The following is a 17756-nucleotide window of genomic DNA, read 5'->3' on the forward strand; positions in this document are numbered from 1 at the left end:
GGCGCGATCTGGCTGCTGCGTGGCCCCGAGGCGCTCTGGCTCCCGATTCTCCTGGCCGTGTTCGTCGCGGGCGCGGCCGTACCGCACGGCACCGAAGCGGAGTTCGTCGCCCGCACCGCCGTCGCGCTGGCCGCGGTCGGGGTCGCGGTGCTCGGCCAGATCACCTGGGATCGCCACACCCTGCACGACCGCGGCCGCGAGGAGACGGCGGTGGTCGTGGAACGCACCCTGCTGGAGGACGGCTCCGGCCACTCCCCGTCCCTGCGCCTGCGCACGGAGGCCGGCCGCGACCTCCCCGGCCCCCTCGCGATGGACCTGCCGGTCGGTGCGCGTCTGGCGGTGACCGCGGACCCCGAGGGCCCGGCCTGGTCGCTCGGCAAGCGCCCGCCCGCACCGCGGGGGGAGGCCGCGGCCGCCGGCGCCCTCCTCCTGCTCCAGACGGCTGCCCTCACCCGCCTCTCCCTGCGCCGCTCCCACCGCTGACAGCGCGGCAGGCGGGCTACTTGATGGTGTAGGAGCAGCCCTTGGTGCTCGTGACGCCGTCGCTCTCCGCGACCTTCTTGCCGTCGACCTTGATGACGCAAGGGGCCTGCTGGAGCGTGCCGCCGGGGCCCGTGACCGTGCCCGGGACCACCGACACCAGGTAGCCCACCTTCTGCTCCGCGGCGGTGAGTTCGACGGTGCCGGTCTTCGTCCACGGCAGGGTCTGCTGCTCGAAGCCGCTGTCCACGCCGCTGTACATCACGGCCGTCCTGCCCGTGCCGCCGACCTCCAGGGGCACTTCGTGGGTCGCGCCGACGGTCTTGGCCGCCGGAGCCGACGGGGCCGGGCTCTGGGAGGCCGCGGGCTTGCCGGCCTCCGCGGGAGCCTTCGGGGTCCCGCTCCCGCAGCCGGTGAGCAGCGCCGCCGCCGCGGCGCACAGCGCCGTCCCGGTCATCGTCCTTCGCATGGGTCCCGTACCTCGTTCTCCGTCGTGCGTTCGATCACCGGCGATCCCATCACATTCCTTGCCTGCCACGCACGTTGGCCCCGACGCCCGCGCCGTCGTCGCGTGGAGCCGGGGGACGGGACGGCGTTCACGGCGGCCGAGCGGGAGCTGCTGCTGCCCCTGTTCCCGGCCGGAACGGTCCAGGAGCCCTACGGGGTCACCCTGCGCGTCGCCCGCACCGGCGCCTGAAGGACCGCCGCCCGGCACTGCGCGGGCGTGCCCCACGCGTCCCGCAGCGGGCGGGCCTTGCGCAGCCACAGCGACAGGTCGAGCTCCTGCGTGTACCCGACCGCGCCGTGCACCTGCAGGGCCGTCCGCGCCGCCGCGTACCCCGCCTCTCCCGCCGTCAGCTTCGCCGCCGCCACCTCACCCGGCGCCGTCGACAGCGCCGCCGCCCACAGCAGCGGCCGGGCGAACTCCAGGCCCAGCAGGGTGTCCGCCAGCCGGTGCTTGACCGCCTGGAAGGACCCGATCGGCGCCCCGAACTGCGTGCGCCGGCGGGCGTACTCCACGGTCCGGGCCAGCAACGCCTCACCGACGCCCAGGCACTGGGCCGCCGTCAGCAGCCGCGCCCAGCGGGCGGCCGTGCGGGCCGCCGCCGTCACGGCCGGGCCCGCCGCGAGGAGCTCCCCGCCCGCCGGGACGGCCCGGAGCCTGCGGGCCGGGTCCAGCGAGGCCAGCGCCGGTCCGTGCGCCGCGTCCTGCGACAGGCACAGGTCGCCCGCCGCCGACACGGTGAAGCAGTACGTCGCCGCGTCCGCGTCCAGGGCGTACGGACTGCCGCCCGGCAGCGTCAGCGTGGCCGAGGCCCCGCCCGCCGCCAGCCCCGGCAGGAACCGCTTCGCCAGCCCCTCGTCCCCCAGCTCCGCGAACAGCACGGATGCGGCGGCCGTCTCCACCACCGGCCCCGGCACCCCCGCCCGGCCCAGCTCCACGAAGCCCAGGGACAGCTCCACCGGCAGCAGCCCGGCACCGTCGCAGTCCTCCGGCACCGCCAGCGCGAACAGGCCCGTACCGGCCAGGCGCGACCACAGCACCCGCCCCGGCCCGTGCTCGCCGTCCGCCCAGGCCCGTACGACGCCCGGCACCTGCGCCGCGCCCAGCAGCGAGCGCAGCGTGCGCGCGAAGTCCGACTGCTCGTCGGTCGGCAGGAAGCGCATCAGCGGCGGCCCTTCGGAAGGCCGAGCAGCCGCTCGGCGATGATGTCGCGCTGGATCTCGTTCGTGCCCGCGTAGATCGGCCCGGCCAGCGAGAAGACCCACGGCTCGGCCCACGCGCCCTGCGCGAGCTCCGCGTCCGCACCCAGCAGGTCCAGCGCCGTCTCGTGCAGGTCGATGTCGTACTGCGACCAGAACACCTTGTTCAGGCTGGATTCGGCGCCGATGGACCCGCCCCCCGCGAAGCGCGAGGCGCCGGCCCATGTGAACAGCTCGTAGGCGCGCGCCCCGACCACCGCGTCCGCCACCCGGTCCCGCAGCGCGGTGTCGGCCGGGTCCCCGGCCGCCTCCCACAGCGCGACCAGGCGGTCCGCCGCCGCCAGGAACCGGCCCGGGGAGCGCAGCGTCAGCCCCCGCTCGTTGCCCGTCGTCGCCATCGCGATCCGCCAGCCCTGCCCCGGCTCCCCGATCACGTCCGCGTCCGGTACGAACACCTCGTCCAGGAAGAGCTCCGCGAAGGCGGGCTTGCCGTCCAGGCGGCCGACGGGCCGCACCGTCACCCCCGGCGCCCGCAGGTCGAACATCAGATACGTCAGCCCCTGGTGCGGCTTCGGCGCGTCCGGGTCCGTGCGGAAGATGCCGAAGGCCCGGTCCGCGAACGCCGCCCGCGAGGACCAGGTCTTCTGCCCGGACAGCAGCCAGCCGCCGTCGGTGCGCACCGCCCGGGAGGTGAGCGAGGCCAGGTCGGAGCCCGCCTCCGGCTCCGACCAGGCCTGCGCCCAGACCACCTCGCCGCTCGCCATGGGCGGCAGCACCCGCGCCCGCTGCTCCTCGTCCGCGTGCTCGAAGAGGGTGGGGGCGAGGAGGCTGATGCCGTTCTGCGAGACCCGGCCGGGCGCGCCCGCCGCCCAGTACTCCTCCTCGAACACCAGCCACCGGACGATGTCCGCGCCGCGGCCCCCGTACTCCTCGGGCCAGGACACCGCCGACCAGCGGTCCGCGTGCAGCACCCGCTCCCACTCCCGGTGCGCGGCGAAGCCCTCGGCCGTCTCCAGGGAGGGCAGGGGGGAGGCGGGAACGTGGTCGGCCAGCCAGGCGCGGGCCTCGGCCCGGAAGGCCGCCACCTCCGCCGTCTCCGTGAGGTCCATCGGGGGGCCCGCCTCCTCCAACGCTTCCCTAACAATTGTTTGGTAGGTTAACGTACGGCCATGAGCAGCGTCGAGGAGTTCGCATGAACGACCCCCGGTACACCGCCGGCCACCACCTGCTGCAAGACCGCACCGCCCTCATCACCGCCGCCGCCGGCGCCGGGATCGGCGGCGCCACCGCCCGCCGCTTCCTGGAGGAGGGCGCCCGCATCGTCATCGGCGACGCCCACGCCCGACGCCTCAAGGAGACCGAGGACTCCCTCGCCGCCGAGTTCGGCGCCGACCGCGTCACCTCCCTGCCCTGCGACGTCACCGACGAGGAACAGGTACGCGCCCTGTTCGCGCACGCCGAGCAGACCCACGGCGGCCTCGACATCGTCGTCAACAACGCCGGCCTCGGCGGCACCGCCGACCTCGTCGACATGACCGACGCCCAGTGGTCCCGCGTCCTCGACGTGACCCTGAACGGCACCTTCCGCTGCACCCGCGCCGCCCTGCGCGCGCTGAAGGCCTCCGGGCGGGGCGGAGTCGTCGTCAACAACGCCTCCGTCATCGGCTGGCGCGCCCAGACCGGCCAGGCCCACTACGCCGCCGCCAAGGCCGGCGTGATGGCCCTGACCCGCTGCGCGGCACTGGAGGCCGCCGCGTTCGGCGTACGGGTCAACGCCGTCGCACCGAGCCTGGCCATGCACCCGCACCTGGTGAAGGTGACCAGCGAGGAGCTGCTCGCCGAACTCACCGCCCGCGAGGCCTTCGGCCGCCACGCCGAACCCTGGGAGGTCGCCAACGTCATCGTCTTCCTGGCCAGCGGCTACTCGTCGTACATGACGGGCGAGACCGTGTCGGTCAGCAGCCAGCGCGCCTAGCACCACAATGGGCACGTGCCTACGAACAAGTCGACGAAGCAGCCGGCGGCCGACCCCGCCCCGAAGAAGAAGCCGCAGGTGACGCCCTCGCCCGAGCGGCGCCGCGAGCTCCTCGACACGGCGGCCGAGGTGTTCGCCGCCCAGGGCTACAACGCCACCACCGTCCGCAAGATCGCCGACGCCGCCGGGATGCTCGCCGGCAGCCTCTACTACCACTTCGATTCCAAGGAATCGATGCTCGACGAGATCCTCTCGGCCTTCCTGACCGAACTCTGGGAGGGCTACGACACCGTGCTCGCCGCCGGCCTCGGCCCCCGGGAGACCATCGAGGCCCTCGTCACCGAGTCCTTCCGGGAGATCGACCGGCACCGCGCCGCCGTCGCGATCTACCAGAAGGAGTCCCGCACCCTCAGCGCGCAGCCCCGCTTCCACTACCTCTCCGACTCGCAGCAGAAGTTCGAGAAGGCCTGGCTGGGCACGCTGGAGCGGGGAGTCGCCGCACAGGTCTTCCGCGCCGACCTCGACATCCGCCTCACCTATCGCTTCGTGCGCGACACGGTGTGGGTGGCGGCCTCCTGGTACCGGCCGGGCGGCCAGCACAGCCCCGAGGAGATCGCCCGGCAGTACCTGTCGATGGTGCTGGACGGGATCGCCGTACGCCCCTGAACCCGTCAAGGAGTCCCCATGCCCGAGGCCTACATAGTCGAAGCCGTACGCACCCCCGTGGGGCGCAGGGGCGGCGGCCTGTCCCAGGTCCACCCCGCCGACCTGGGCGCGCACGTCCTCAAGGCGCTCGTCGAACGGTCCGCGGTGGACCCGGCCGCCGTGGAGGACGTGGTGTTCGGCTGCCTCGACACGGTGGGGCCGCAGGCCGGGGACATCGCCCGCACGGCGTGGCTCGCGGCCGGACTGCCCGAAGAGGTGCCCGGGGTCACCGTCGACCGCCAGTGCGGGTCCTCGCAGCAGGCGGTGCACTTCGCGGCGCAGGGCGTGCTCTCCGGCACCCAGGACCTGGTGGTCGCCGGCGGCACCCAGAACATGTCGATGATCCCGATCGCCTTCGCCTCCCGGCAGGCCGCCGAACCGCTCGGCTTCACCGAGGGCCCCTACGCGGGATCGGCCGGCTGGCGGGCCCGGTACGGCGACGCCCCGGTGAACCAGTTCCACGGCGCGCAGCTGATCGCCGAGAAGTGGGGCATCACCCGGCGCGACATGGAGGAGTTCGCCCTGCGGTCCCACCAACGGGCGATCCGCGCGATCGACGAGGCCCGCTTCACCCGGGAGACCGTCGCCTACGGGCAGGTGGCCATCGACGAGGGCCCGCGCCGGGACACGACCCTGGAGAAGATGGCGGGCCTGCGGCCCGTCGTCGAGGGCGGCACGATCACCGCGGCCGTCTCCTCCCAGGTCTCCGACGGCGCGGCGGCCCTGCTGATCGCCTCCGAGCGGGCGGTGCGCGAGCACGGCCTGCGGCCGCGGGCCCGCATCCACCACCTCTCGGTCCGGGGCGAGGACCCGATCCGCATGCTGTCCGCGCCGATCCCCGCCACGGCGCACGCGCTGAAGAAGACTGGCATGTCGCCGGCCGACATCGACCTGGTGGAGATCAACGAGGCGTTCGCCCCGGTGGTCCTGGCCTGGCTGAAGGAGACCGGAGCCGACCCCGAGAAGGTCAACGTCAACGGCGGCGCGATCGCCCTGGGCCATCCGCTGGGCGCGACCGGCGTGAAGCTGATGACGACGCTGCTGCACGAACTGGAGCGCACCGGGGGCCGCTTCGGCCTCCAGACCATGTGCGAGGGCGGCGGCCAGGCCAACGTGACGATCATCGAACGGCTCTAGAGCCGGTCCGCGGGGCCCGCACCCGAGGGGACGGGCGGGCCCCCGCGGACCTCCGCGGCGCAGGTCACACCCGCTGATCGACACGGACGCACGGAGGTGTGCTAGCTTAGAGCTCGTTGCAGTTGTGGTACCCATGAACTTTATGTGCGCCTGACGGGAATGTTCCTCAGGCGCTTTTATTGTTTTTGCCGGAAACTCCGGATGGGGCCCTTGCCGCCTATTCAGGAGATTCAAAATGGCACTTGGCACCGTGAAGTGGTTCAACTCGGAAAAGGGCTTCGGCTTCATCGAGCAGGACGGTGGCGGCCCGGACGTGTTCGCCCACTACTCGAACATCGCCACCCAGGGCTTCCGTGAGCTCACCGAGGGCCAGCGCGTGTCCTTCGACGTCACCCAGGGCCAGAAGGGCCCCCAGGCGGAGAACATCATCCCCGCCTAATTCCTTCAGCATGCCGGGGTCCGCACCGAGAGGTGCGGGCCCCGGCTTGTCTGCTGTCTCGACCTTTGTTTTACCTGCCGGTTTCAGGAGGGCTTTCTCGCATGACCAGCTCCAGCTCCGCACGACCCAGCCGTCGCCCCACCCGGGGTCGAGGTGCGGCTCAGGGACGTCCGAAGGCTGGCGCGGGACGGCAGAAGTCCGCCCCCGCCCCCCGGCCCCAGGAATTCACCATGCCCGAGCCGACCGTCCCGGCCCTGCCGCCGGTCGCCGCGTTCGAGGACATGGACATGCCCGAGGCGCTGCTGAAGACCCTCGCCGCCCAGGGCGTCACCGAGCCGTTCCCGATCCAGGCCGCCACCCTGCCGAACTCCCTCGCCGGCCGCGACCTGCTCGGCCGCGGCCGCACCGGCTCCGGCAAGACGCTCGCCTTCGGACTCGCGCTCCTGGCCCGCACCGCCGGCCACCGCGCGCAGCCCAAGCAGCCCCTCGCCCTGGTCCTCGTACCGACCCGCGAGCTCGCGCAGCAGGTCACCGACGCCCTGGCCCCGTACGCCACGGCCGTCAACCTGCGCATCGCGACCGTCGTCGGCGGCATGTCGATCAACCGGCAGTCGGGCGCCCTGCGCCGCGGCGCCGAGGTGCTCGTCGCCACCCCCGGCCGTCTGAAGGACCTCATCGACCGCGGTGACGCCGACCTCTCCCAGGTCGCGGTCACCGTCCTGGACGAGGCCGACCAGATGACCGACATGGGCTTCATGCCGCAGGTCACCGCGCTGCTCAAGCAGGTGCGGCCCGAGGGCCAGACCATGCTGTTCTCCGCGACGCTGGACAAGAACATCGACAAGCTCGTCAAGATGTTCCTGCACGACCCGGTCGGCCACTCCGTCGACCCGTCGGCCGGCGCGGTCACCACCATGGAGCACCACGTCCTGTACGTCCTGGACGAGACCGACAAGAAGGCCGTGGCCACGCGCATAGCCGCACGCGACGGCCGGGTGATCATGTTCGTGGACACCAAGCGCGGTGTGGACCGCATGGTCAAGAAGCTCCTCGCGGACGGCGTCCGCGCCTCCGGTCTGCACGGCGGCCGCTCCCAGCCGCAGCGCAACCGGACCCTCGACTGGTTCAAGACCGGCGAGGTCACCGCACTGGTCGCCACCAACGTCGCGGCACGCGGCATCCACATCGACGACCTCGACCTCGTCGTCAACGTGGACCCGCCCACCGACCACAAGGACTACCTGCACCGCGGCGGCCGCACCGCCCGCGCCGGCGAGTCCGGCAGCGTGGTCACCCTGGTGCTGCCCGACCAGAAGCGGGAGATGACCCGCCTCATGTCGGACGCCGGGATCTCCCCGCGCACCGCGCAGATCAAGTCCTCCGACGAGGAGCTCGCCCGGCTGACCGGCGCCAAGGAGCCCTCCGGCATCCCGGTGATCCTCGAGGTGCCCCAGCCCACCGCGCCCAAGCCGCGCTCCGGCTCCGGCTCGGGCTCCAGCTCGCGCCGCCGCTCCGGCGCCCCGCGCACCGGCTCCGCCACGGGCGGCGCCCCGGCCACCGGCGGCCGCGGCCGCCGCTCCGGCGGTGGCTCCGGGCAGGCCCCGGCGGCCTCCGGCGCCGGTCAGGCCCGTCGCGGCCAGGGCGGCGGCAGCGGAGCCGGCGGCTCCGCCGGCCAGGGCCGGCGCACCGCGGGCGGCGCCTCCGGCGGCGGCGCGGCCGCCGCGTCCTCCCGCAGCCGGGTCGGCACCGGCAGCCAGGGCCGCCGCCGCGCGGTCTGACCGCACCCACCCGCACCGCGGACGCACCCCTGCGCCGGGCAGCACTCCTCGTGCCGCCCGGCGCAGTCGTGCGCGCCGGCATGCCGTCCGGCGCAGCCGTTTGTGCTAGCGGACCATCCTGTCGTGCAGCCGCGCCAGCGTCCGCAGGTCCAGGCCCAGCCCCTGCGTCAGATAGCCGTAGAAGCCGCCGTAGTCGGCCTCCAGCTGCGCCGTCGCGGAGTCCAGGTAGTCCTGGCGGACCTCCTGGAGCGGGATCAGCAGGTCCGGGTTCTGCATCCGCCCGGACTGCCTCAGACCCGCCCGCACCTGGGCGTCGTACGCGGCGCGGAAGGTGTTCGACGCCAGGTAGTCGCGCGCCGCAGAGGACTCCGGAACGGCCAGCGCCCGCAGCAGGACGTAACTCATCCAGCCGGTGCGGTCCTTGCCGGACGTGCAGTGGTACAGCAGCGGTCCCTGCCCGCCGTCCGCGATCTCCCGCAGCGTCGCCGCGAACTGCGCCCGGTTCTCGGGGCTGGTCACGAACGTACGGTAGATGTCGCGCATGTACGCCTCGGCGCGGCCGCCCCCGAGCATCTGCTCCTGCTTGACTGGGTCACCGCTGGAGATCGCGCCGACCAGCGTCCCGTACAGGCCGAGGTCGCTGACCGGCCGCGAGGTCGCGAAGAGCCCCGGCGGCAGCTTGTCGGCGCCGTCGTACTGGACCTCCATCGGGATGCGGAAGTCGACGACCTTCGTGAGGCCGAGACCGGAGACGGTGGTGAGGTCCGCGGCGGTCAGCTTGCTCAGCGCGTCGGAGCGGTAGACCAGCCCCTGGCGGACCCGGCCACCGGTGTAGGTGAGGTAGCCGCCGACGTCCCGGACGTTGACGGCGCCCTGGAGGGGGATCTGGCGGATCGTCTCCGCCTCCCACAGCAGGGCGCGGGCGCTCGCACCGGCGGGCGCCGCGGGGGCGGCAGCAGCAGTGGCGGTGGCGGCGGGCAGGGTACCGAGGGCGAGGGCGGCTGCGGCCGCCGCGGTCGCCAGGCGGATCCGGGCACGTCTCATGGGGGCAACTCCTCTGACGGAGAAGGGGGATCACCCTGCGGGTGGCAGGGTGCGGAGCGAGTGCAGTGCTTCGAGTGCCTGTTGTGCCTCGGCCATGACGCGGGAGACGAGCTCCGCACAGGACGGGAGATCCTCGATCACGCCCGCGACCTGGCCCGATGCCATGACGCCGAGGTCCGTACGGCCCTCGACCATGGACGCCTTCAGGAGCATGGGGGTGTTCGCGGCGAGCAGCACCTGGCTCCACGACAGGTCCTTGCCGTGCTTCATCGCCAGACCGTCGCGCACCATCTGCGGCCAGCTCAGGCCGGACAGCTTCCGGAACCCCGCCGCGTGCCGCACCGCCCGCACCAGCGCCCGCGCGCGGCCCGCCCGCTCCAGGGAGTCGACCAGCTCGGTGCGCAGCATCCGGTGCGGCAGCCCGTCGACGGCCGTGGTGACGGTGACGTCCTTGACCGTGGCCTTCAGGTACTCGGCCTTGACCGCGTCGGGCACCGTGGAGTCCGACGTCAGCAGGAACCGGGTCCCCATCGCGATGCCGCAGGCCCCGTACGCCAGCGCCGCGACCAGCCCCCGTCCGTCGCCGAAGCCGCCCGCCGCGACGACCGGGACGTCCACGGCGTCGACGACCTGCGGCAGCAGCACGGTCGTGGCCACGTCCCCGGTGTGCCCGCCGCCCTCCCCGCCCTGCACGATCACCGCGTCGGCGCCCCAGGCCGCCACCTTCTCGGCGTGCCGCCGGGCCCCGATCGACGGGATGACGACCACACCCGCGTCCTTGAGCCGCGCGATCAGCTCCCTGGACGGCGCGAGGGCGAAGGACGCCACCCGCACCCCCTCGTCGATGATCAGCCGGGCGCGTTCGGCCGCGTCCCCGGCGTCCGCACGCAGGTTCACCCCGAACGGAGTCCCGTCCGGGATCCGCGACCTGACCTCCCGCACCGCCGAGCGCAGCTGTTCCACGGTCATCGTCGCCGACGCCAGGATCCCCAGCGCCCCCGCGTTCGCCGCCGCCGACACCAGGCGGGGACCGGCGACCCAGCCCATGCCCGTCTGCACGATCGGGTACCGGACCCCGACCAGCTTGGTGAGCGCCGTCTCCATCCGGGCCTCCTTCCGGGCCGCCTCCAACAGAGCCCTGTCCAGCGCAGCCGCCTCCGCCGGAGCGGTCTCCCTTCCGGCCGTCTCCGCCGGAGCGGTCTCCCCCGGAGCCGTCTCCCTTCCGGCCGTCTCCCTCCGCGCCGTCCCCACCGGATCAGACCCGCACTTCGCGGTCGCGCAGAGCCCCGGGGTCGATGACCTCCCGGATGAGCCGCAGTTCCTCGGCGGTCGGCTCCCGCGTGAACGGCACCTCGCCGCCGACCGCGAGGTCGAAGCCGGTCGCCGCCCGGACCTGGTCCACCGTGACCCCCGGATGCACCGACACCAGGCGCATCGACCGGCCGGGCCCGGTGAAGTCGAAGACACCGAGATCGCTCACCACCCGGGGCAGGCGGTGGAAGCGCGTCACCCCGGCTGCCTCCGCACGGTCGTAGCCCACACCGCTGACCATGTCGACGCGCTCGACGAACACCCGCGGGGAATGCCGCGGCACCCAGTAACTCACCGGATTGTTCAGCGTGTTGACCGGCGCCCCGCGCACCCCGAGCAACTGTCGGGCCGGCCGCGCCCAGTCCCCGATGCAGGAGATGTTCTGGTTGCCGAACCGGTCGATCTGGCTGGCGCCCATCATCACGTGCCGCCTGCCGCCCGTGACCATCGTCAGATGGCGCCGGTACGGCAGCCAGCCCTCGGCCGTGCCGTCGAGCCCGACGAGCATCGCCTCGCCGTCGGTCAGCAGCAGATCGGGGGAGAACGTCCGCTTCGCGAGCCGGGCACCGAACGACGGCACCAGGCCCATCGGACTCGCCAGGACCTCACCGTTGTCGCGCCACGCCTCGGCGCACGAGATCACGCAGTACTCGGACCGGGTGGGCGGCCGGAGGGCGGAACGACCGGTCACTGCTGCTCCTCGTGCCAGGTCCGCACGGCGGACTGGTAGTCGTGCTCGCTCGCCCCCGACAGGAAGCGCTCGGCGAACTCGGGCGAGGGGGTGCTCGCGTACAGCTTCTGGAAGGCCTCGTCGCGGTCGTAGTCGGGCACGCAGGAAGTGAAGTGCGCGCCGCCCGGCGTCTCGACGACGCCGGTGACGGAGTGACGGCTGACGAGAAGGGACTGCGGGGGACCGGCCTTGGAGAGCTCGGCGGTCTCCACGAGCTGCTCGCAGGAGACGTACGCCGTGTCGGCGGCCTCGCAGAACAGGTCGTCGAAGTACGGGTCCGGGCCCAGGTACTGGGCGTTGCCGAGGCGGTCGGCGCGGCTCAGGTGGACCAGGGCGGCGTCCATGCGCAAGGCGGGCACGGCAACGAGCTCCTCGCCGTCGCCGTAGGGGGAGGTCACGGTGCGCAGCTCCGGGTTGACCCGCATCACGTCGGATCCGAGGCCGGCCCGGACGGGCAGGAACGGCAGCCGGTTGGCGGCGGCGTGCAGACCCCACATGAACATGGCCTCGTCGTACTCGGTCAGGGTGAAGGCGGCGCGCTCGCGGGCGGCCCGGAAATGGGGCTCCAGCGGGATGGAGTCGAGGGTGGCGAAGGGGGCGACGAGCCGGCGGATCCGGCCCGCGGCGGCCAGCAGGCCCACGTCGGGCCCGCCGTACGAGACCACGGTGAGATCGGTGATCTCGGAACGGAGCAGCGCCCTCACCAGGGCCATGGGCTTGCGCCGCGAACCCCAGCCGCCGATGCCCAGGGTCATCCCGCTGCGCAGCTGCCCCACCACCTCGTCGGGGGTCATGCTCTTGTCGGTCATGAACGCGCTTCCTTCCCGAAGGTGTCGCGGACCCGGTCCGCGACCCCGCTGAGATTGGCCTCGAAGGTGAAGCCCTGCTCGAAGCGATAGCTGCGGCGCACGTCGACCGGGTCGATGCCGTTGATCGCCGCCTTCGCCAGCCGGATCAGGTACCCGTCCTTCCGTGCGATCTCGGCGGCCAGGTCCAGGGCGGCGTCCCGCAGTTCCCCGCGCGGGACCACCTTCCACACCGAGCCGTGCGCGTGCAGTTCGGCGGCGGTCGCGGTGCGCGAGGTGTAGTACAGCGCGCGCATCAGGTGCTGGGGCACGAGCCGGGCCAGGTGGGTGGCGGCGCCGAGGGCGCCCCGGTCCAGCTCGGGCAGGCCGAAGACCGCGTCCTGGCTCGCCACGATCGCGTCGGCGTTGCCGACGAGGCCGATGCCGCCGCCCAGGCAGAACCCGTTGACGGCCGCGACCACCGGCACCTCGCACTCGTAGACGGCGGCGAAGGCCTCGTAGCAGCCCCGGTTGGCGCCGATGAGCGCGGCATGGCCGGTGTCGCGCTGCATCTCCTTGATGTCGACACCGGCGTTGAAGCCCCGGCCCTCGGCGGCCAGGACGACGCAGCGCACCTGCGGGTCGCGGCCGGCGGCGCGCAGGGCCTCGGCCAGGTCGTACCAGCCCTGCACGGGAAGCGCGTTGACGGGTGGGAAGTCGACTGTGACGAGTGCGATGCCCTTGTCCGGGGCGGAGGTGGAGACACCCATGGGAGGATCAGCTACCTTTCCACCAAACATTTGTTAGGTGAGGAAGGTAGCAGCCCATGGAGCTGGACGGGAGGGTCGTCGTCGTCACCGGCGGAACCCGGGGCGTCGGAGCCGGAATCGCCCGGTCGTTCCTCACGGCCGGCGCCGAGGTCGTCATCTGTGCAAGACGTCCGCCGCGGCAACCGGTCCGCGCCGGCGGCCGCGACGCGTCCTTCACCACCCTCGACCTGCGCGACCCCGCCGCCGTGCAGGACTTCTTCGCCGCGGTCGCCGACCGGTACGGACGCCTGGACTGCCTCGTCAACAACGCCGGCGGCACCCCCTACCGGCTCCTGGGGGAAGGCGACGCACAGCGGCACGCCCGGATCCTCGAGCTGAACCTGATCGCACCGATGACCGCCTCCCTCGCCGCCCGTCCGTGGCTGCGCACGGCACACGGCTCCGTGGTGATGATCGGCAGCGTCAGCGGCACCCGGCCTTCCCCGGGGACAGCGGCCTACGGGGCGGCGAAGGCCGGACTGGAAAACCTGGCCCGCTCCATGGCCGTGGAGTGGGCCCCCGAGGTACGGGTCAACTCCCTGGTCCTGGGCATGGTGCGCACCGAGCTCGCGCACCTGCACTACGGAGACGAGGCCGGGATCGCGGCGGTCGGCGCGACCGTACCGCTGGGGCGGCTGGCGGAACCCTCCGACGTGGGGGAGGCGGCGGTGTTCCTCGCCTCCGACCGCGCGCGGTACGTCAGCGGGGCCAGCCTGCTCGTGCACGGGGGCGGCGAACGCCCCGCGTTCTTGGATGCGGCAACCGTCAACAAGGAGAGCTGAGATGACCGGTATCGCCGGGGGGCGTGTCGTGATCGTGACGGGCGCGGGGCGGGGCCTGGGCCGGGCCCACGCGCTGGCCTTCGCGGCGGAAGGGGCCAAGGTCGTCGTCAACGACCTGGGGGTGGGCCCGGACGGGGCGCCGGGGCCGGACTCCCCGGCCGAGCGGGTCGCCGCCGACATCCGGGCGCTGGGCGGGGAGGCGGTGGCGCACGGCGGGGACATCGCCACGGGCGAGGGGGCGTCCTCGCTCGTGCAGTGCGCGCTGTCGGCGTTCGGGAGGCTGGACACGCTGGTCAACAACGCCGGGTTCCTACGGGACCGGATGCTGGTGAACCTCGACGAGGACGACTGGGACGCCGTGGTGCGGGTGCACCTGAAGGGGCACTTCCTGCCGCTGCGGGCGGCGGCCGCCTGGTGGCGGGCGCAGGCCAAAGCCGGCCGGCCGGTGGCCGCCCGCGTGGTCAACACCTCCTCCGGGGCAGGCCTGTTGGGATCGGTGGGCCAGGGCAACTACAGCGCGGCCAAGGCGGGGATCCTGGGGCTCACCCTGGTCGCCGCCGCAGAGATGGGCCGCTACGGGGTCCAGGTCAACGCCATAGCCCCGGCGGCCCGGACCCGGATGACGGAGCAGACCTTCGCCCAGACCATGGCCGCCCCGGCCGCCGGGACGTTCGACGCGATGGCCCCGGAGAACGTTTCCCCGCTGGTGGTGTGGCTCGGCTCCGACGCCTCGGCCGGTGTCACGGGGCGGGTCTTCGAGGCGGAGGGCGGCCGCATCACGGTGATGGAGGGCTGGCGCCCCGGCCCCACCACCGACCGGGACGCCCGCTGGAGCCCCGCCGAAGCGGGCGAGGCCACGCTGAAACTCCTCGCCGCGGCCCAGCCCCCGCTGCCGGTCTACGGAGCCGCCGACTGACGGGCGCAGCCCCGGCCCGCCGGGACCGGGGCTTCGCACCCGCACCCTGTACCGGACTGCGCCGGGTTGGGTCGGACTGGGCCGGACTGCGACCGGACTGGGCCGGACTGTGCCGGGGCGGGTCAGGACAGCTTGCCGCCGTAGTCCGGCAGCTTGACGGTGCGCTCGGCGTGCCCGCCGACGAGGTCGCTCTCGTTGTTCCCGATGTTCGCGATGATCGTGTAGCCGCGGCCCTCGATCTCGGCGCGCTTGCCGGTCTTGTACGCGCTCACCTCGTCGAACAGGTCGGGCAGATCACGGACGTACAGGCCCGAGACCGGGTAGCCGACGGACCTGAGGTTCCGCTCGGTGAGGGAGTAGATGATCCCGGGGCGGGCGGTGACGAAGAAGATCGCCACCCCGCGCTCGTCGGCGTACCGGGTCAGCTCGCGGACCTTGGCGATCGCGGGCGTCGGGAAGGTCCAGAACCAGTGGAAGTCCGTCTCCAGCGAGCTGTTGTCGATGTCGAGCACGATCGCGGGCTTCTCGCCGGCGGGCGAGGCCGCGATGCGCTGCTCGATGGCGGGGCGGACCGCGTCGATGACGGTGGCGACATCGCGCTGCCAGGTCGCGTAGTCGATGCCGAGGATCGCCGCGTTGCCGCCGGGCGCGGAGGCCGACACCGAGGTGGTGACGGCGGCCGGGACCGGCGCCGCCTCGGCGGCGGTGGCGGGCAGCAGGGCCAGGACTGCGGCGGCGGCGACGGCCGCGCCGGCGGCGGCGCGGGTCGTGCGGATGCGGCGGGTGGTGAGCATGTGGGGGCGCTCCTGGGTCACGAAGGGTACGTACGTTGGCATGTACGCGACCAGCGTTGGCCAGATTCGCCCCCCTGTCTACTGGCCGGTAGGAAACTTTTCGTAGCCGCCCGATGAACCGGCGCCGATCGCACCACAGCGACCCGACCCGACGTCAGCCTCCGGCGTGAGATGGCCCGGCTTCTGGTGGCGGGCGCGTCCTCGCGGTAGGCGTCCAGCAATGCGCGCATCGGGCAGCCTCAGCGCACGCACCACCGCGGAAGCCACCCGACGCGCCCCCACGTACAGGTCCTCCCCGCCGCCGAACGCCGCGTCGGCCGCCGCGAAGCTCGTGCCGTAGGCCCGAGTCCCGTCCGGGGTCAGCCGGCGGAACAGCGCCGGGACCGAGGCGCGCACCGTCTCCAGGTGCGGAAATCCATGCTCGACCGGGCCGCTGCGCCCGCTGTTCTCCGTCATGCCGGCCCCCGGGCGGGAAGTTGTCCGAAAACACGTTCTTGATGCCCGCCCTCCATCAGATGTGTCATGGACGTGTCATCCACCCAATGACGCGCACAGCCCAACCCCCCACGAAAGGCAGTGTGTTGACTGTGTCCACCCTCGCCCGACTCCTCAAGCGCACCCTCGCCGCCGGCGCCATCGCCCTCGCCGCCGTCAGCCTCCAACCCGGCACCGCCACCGCCGGAACCGCCCCCGTCGTCGGCGGCACCCGCGCCGCCCAAGGCGAATTCCCCTTCATGGTCCGCCTCTCCATGGGCTGCGGCGGCGCCCTCTACACCCAGCAGATCGTCCTCACCGCCGCCCACTGCGTCAGCGGCTCCGGCAACAACACCTCCATCACCGCCACCGCCGGAGTCGTCGACCTCCGCAGCTCCAGCGCCATCAAAGTCCGGTCCACCAAAGTCCTCCAAGCCCCCGGCTACAACGGCACCGGCAAGGACTGGGCCCTGATCAAACTCGCCCAGCCCATCAACCTCCCCACCCTCAAAATCGCCGAGACCAAGGAATACGACAACGGCACCTTCACCGTCGCCGGCTGGGGGGCAACCCGCGAAGGCGGCGCCCAACAGCGCTACCTCATGAAGGCCACCGTCCCCTTCGTCTCCGACGCCAGCTGCCAGGCCTCCTACGGCAGCTCCCTCGTCCCCAGCGAAGAAATCTGCGCCGGCTACGACCAAGGCGGCGTCGACACCTGCCAGGGCGACTCCGGCGGCCCCATGTTCCGCCGCGACAACACCAACGCCTGGATCCAGGTCGGCATCGTCAGCTGGGGCGAAGGCTGCGCCCGACCCGACTACCCCGGCGTCTACACCGAGGTGTCCACCTTCGCCTCCGCCATCAAGAGCGCCGCGGCAAGCATGTAGCCGCACCTGCACCCGCACCCCCACCGCGCAACCCCCTCGTCCTTCCGGCCTGCCAAGAACCGGCCGGAAGGACGAGGCCCCCACCCCCCCACGCATGGTCGACACCACCACCGCCCGATGGACCCGCCGTCCGGTTGCGAGCCCCCGCCCGCACCGGGTCCCATGGGAAACAAGCGGAGGCTATAGCGGGCGACAAGGGCGACACGGGCGACAGCGGGGCAGGCAGCACATGGCGATCAGAGTGGTCATCGCGGACGACCAGGAAATGGTCAGAACCGGATTCCGAATGATCCTCGAAAGCCAACCGGACATCGAGGTCGTCGCCGACGCCGCCGACGGCGAGGCCGCCCTCGCAGCCGTCACCCGACACCGACCCGACGTCCTCCTCCTCGACATCCGCATGCCCACACTCGACGGCCTCGAAGTCACCCGCCGACTCTCCGGCCAAACCACCCCGCGCATCGTCATCGTCACCACCTTCGACCTCGACGAATACGTCCACGCGGCACTCCACGGCGGAGCATCCGGCTTCCTCCTCAAAGACGCCAGCCCCGCCATGCTGGTTGAAGCCGTCCGCGCCGCCGCCGTCGGAGACGCACTCGTCTCACCCGCCATCACCGTCCGACTCCTCCGCGACATGGCCCCCCACACCCCCGCCACCCCAGCCCGCCGCCCCGCCGAACCCCTCACCGAACGCGAACGAGACGTCGTACGCTCCCTCGCACGCGGCCTCACCAACGCCGAAATCGCCGCCGAGCTCTACGTCTCCCTCTCCACCGTCAAAACCCACCTCGCCAACGTCCAAGCCAAACTGGGCGCCCGCAACCGCGTCGAAATCGCCGCCTGGGCCTGGGAAAGCGGCCTGGCCGCAACCACGGCATGACCCCCACCACCCCCAGCCCGGCCACACCCATCGGCGCACACACCCCCCAGGCCCCCCACACCCCCCCCCCCCCCCGAGTGAGGCCCCGCGGCCGCCGCCGAGCCCCCCAGGGCCCCCCGCCAC

Annotated in this window: 20 protein-coding genes and 1 pseudogene; 11 read left to right on the top strand and 10 right to left on the bottom strand. The window is 73.0% G+C overall.

Annotated features, from left to right (window positions below):
- Positions 1-483 (top strand): hypothetical protein (locus AB0D44_RS02950; RefSeq protein ID WP_362583432.1); only part of this gene is annotated, 483 nt, incomplete at its 5' end.
- A 16-nt stretch (positions 484-499) separates the two neighbouring features.
- Here the strand turns inward: AB0D44_RS02950 and AB0D44_RS02955 are convergent.
- Complete coding sequence (locus tag AB0D44_RS02955; RefSeq protein WP_362583435.1) at positions 500-949, bottom strand: hypothetical protein; 450 nt, start codon at positions 947-949, stop codon at positions 500-502.
- Between the two features lie 102 nt (positions 950-1051).
- Here AB0D44_RS02955 and AB0D44_RS02960 point away from each other — a divergent pair, with 102 nt between their 5' ends.
- Positions 1052-1177 (top strand): hypothetical protein, encoded by a 126-nt coding sequence (locus AB0D44_RS02960; protein WP_362583437.1) that lies wholly within the window; start codon positions 1052-1054, stop codon positions 1175-1177.
- Here the strand turns inward: AB0D44_RS02960 and AB0D44_RS02965 are convergent.
- Complete coding sequence (locus AB0D44_RS02965; RefSeq protein ID WP_362583440.1) at positions 1138-2148, bottom strand: acyl-CoA dehydrogenase family protein; 1011 nt, start codon at positions 2146-2148, stop codon at positions 1138-1140. The genes AB0D44_RS02960 and AB0D44_RS02965 overlap by 40 nt on opposite strands.
- Complete coding sequence (locus AB0D44_RS02970; protein ID WP_362583443.1) at positions 2148-3293, bottom strand: acyl-CoA dehydrogenase family protein; 1146 nt, start codon at positions 3291-3293, stop codon at positions 2148-2150. Before AB0D44_RS02970 ends, AB0D44_RS02965 begins: the two co-directional genes overlap by 1 nt.
- An 83-nt stretch (positions 3294-3376) precedes the next feature.
- On the opposite strand from AB0D44_RS02970, the gene AB0D44_RS02975 reads away from it, so the two are divergent.
- The 5 genes from AB0D44_RS02975 (at position 3377) to AB0D44_RS02995 (ending at position 8218) form a co-directional block, all read left to right on the top strand.
- On the top strand, positions 3377-4159 hold the full coding sequence (locus AB0D44_RS02975) for an SDR family oxidoreductase (protein WP_362583446.1): 783 nt from the start codon (positions 3377-3379) through the stop codon (positions 4157-4159).
- Between the two features lie 78 nt (positions 4160-4237).
- Entirely contained in the window at positions 4238-4825 is a 588-nt protein-coding gene (locus AB0D44_RS02980) for a TetR/AcrR family transcriptional regulator (protein WP_362583920.1), read from the top strand.
- An 18-nt stretch (positions 4826-4843) separates the two neighbouring features.
- A complete protein-coding gene (locus AB0D44_RS02985) occupies positions 4844-6001 on the top strand; it encodes an acetyl-CoA C-acetyltransferase (protein ID WP_362583448.1) in 1158 nt (385 codons plus the stop codon).
- A 235-nt stretch (positions 6002-6236) separates the two neighbouring features.
- Entirely contained in the window at positions 6237-6440 is a 204-nt protein-coding gene (locus AB0D44_RS02990; RefSeq protein WP_030028954.1) for a cold-shock protein, read from the top strand.
- 101 nt (positions 6441-6541) lie between these two features.
- Positions 6542-8218, top strand: a complete 1677-nt coding sequence (locus AB0D44_RS02995) for a DEAD/DEAH box helicase (protein WP_362583451.1) — start codon at positions 6542-6544, stop codon at positions 8216-8218.
- A 105-nt stretch (positions 8219-8323) separates the two neighbouring features.
- Here AB0D44_RS02995 and AB0D44_RS03000 read toward each other — a convergent pair whose 3' ends face one another.
- From AB0D44_RS03000 to AB0D44_RS03020, 5 genes are all read right to left on the bottom strand, one after another.
- Positions 8324-9262, bottom strand: a complete 939-nt coding sequence (locus AB0D44_RS03000) for a tyrosine-protein phosphatase (protein ID WP_362583454.1) — start codon at positions 9260-9262, stop codon at positions 8324-8326.
- A gap of 30 nt (positions 9263-9292) precedes the next feature.
- Positions 9293-10393: a nitronate monooxygenase gene (locus tag AB0D44_RS03005; protein ID WP_362583457.1), complete on the bottom strand. Its 1101-nt coding sequence runs from the start codon at positions 10391-10393 to the stop codon at positions 9293-9295.
- A 124-nt stretch (positions 10394-10517) separates the two neighbouring features.
- On the bottom strand, positions 10518-11264 hold the full coding sequence (locus AB0D44_RS03010; protein ID WP_362583459.1) for a CoA-transferase: 747 nt from the start codon (positions 11262-11264) through the stop codon (positions 10518-10520).
- Complete coding sequence (locus AB0D44_RS03015) at positions 11261-12112, bottom strand: CoA-transferase (protein ID WP_362583462.1); 852 nt, start codon at positions 12110-12112, stop codon at positions 11261-11263. The genes AB0D44_RS03010 and AB0D44_RS03015 overlap by 4 nt, the downstream gene beginning before the upstream one ends.
- Positions 12109-12858, bottom strand: coding sequence for an enoyl-CoA hydratase family protein (locus tag AB0D44_RS03020; RefSeq protein ID WP_362583464.1), 750 nt, complete (start codon positions 12856-12858; stop codon positions 12109-12111). The genes AB0D44_RS03015 and AB0D44_RS03020 overlap by 4 nt, the downstream gene beginning before the upstream one ends.
- Positions 12859-12914: 56 nt before the next feature.
- Here AB0D44_RS03020 and AB0D44_RS03025 point away from each other — a divergent pair, with 56 nt between their 5' ends.
- Positions 12915-13679 (top strand): SDR family oxidoreductase, encoded by a 765-nt coding sequence (locus tag AB0D44_RS03025; RefSeq protein ID WP_362583467.1) that lies wholly within the window; start codon positions 12915-12917, stop codon positions 13677-13679.
- Between the two features lies 1 nt (position 13680).
- Positions 13681-14595 (top strand): SDR family oxidoreductase, encoded by a 915-nt coding sequence (locus AB0D44_RS03030; RefSeq protein WP_362583469.1) that lies wholly within the window; start codon positions 13681-13683, stop codon positions 14593-14595.
- 122 nt (positions 14596-14717) lie between these two features.
- On the opposite strand, the gene AB0D44_RS03035 is transcribed toward AB0D44_RS03030, so the two are convergent.
- Positions 14718-15389 carry an HAD family acid phosphatase gene (locus tag AB0D44_RS03035; RefSeq protein ID WP_362583923.1) on the bottom strand — a complete coding sequence of 224 codons (672 nt, stop codon included), beginning with the start codon at positions 15387-15389 and terminating at the stop codon, positions 14718-14720.
- A 219-nt stretch (positions 15390-15608) separates the two neighbouring features.
- Positions 15609-15845, bottom strand: a pseudogene (locus AB0D44_RS03040) (hypothetical protein); the annotation flags it as partial.
- A gap of 86 nt (positions 15846-15931) precedes the next feature.
- Here AB0D44_RS03040 and AB0D44_RS03045 point away from each other — a divergent pair.
- Both AB0D44_RS03045 and AB0D44_RS03050 read left to right on the top strand, forming a co-directional pair.
- Positions 15932-16750 (top strand): serine protease, encoded by an 819-nt coding sequence (locus AB0D44_RS03045; RefSeq protein WP_362583472.1) that lies wholly within the window; start codon positions 15932-15934, stop codon positions 16748-16750.
- Positions 16751-16979: 229 nt separating this feature from the next.
- A complete protein-coding gene (locus AB0D44_RS03050) occupies positions 16980-17633 on the top strand; it encodes a response regulator transcription factor (RefSeq protein WP_362583474.1) in 654 nt (217 codons plus the stop codon).
- The last annotated feature ends 123 nt before the right edge of the window (positions 17634-17756 follow it).

The organism is Streptomyces sp. NPDC048349, assembly GCF_040651925.1.
Lineage (GTDB): Bacteria > Actinomycetota > Actinomycetes > Streptomycetales > Streptomycetaceae > Streptomyces.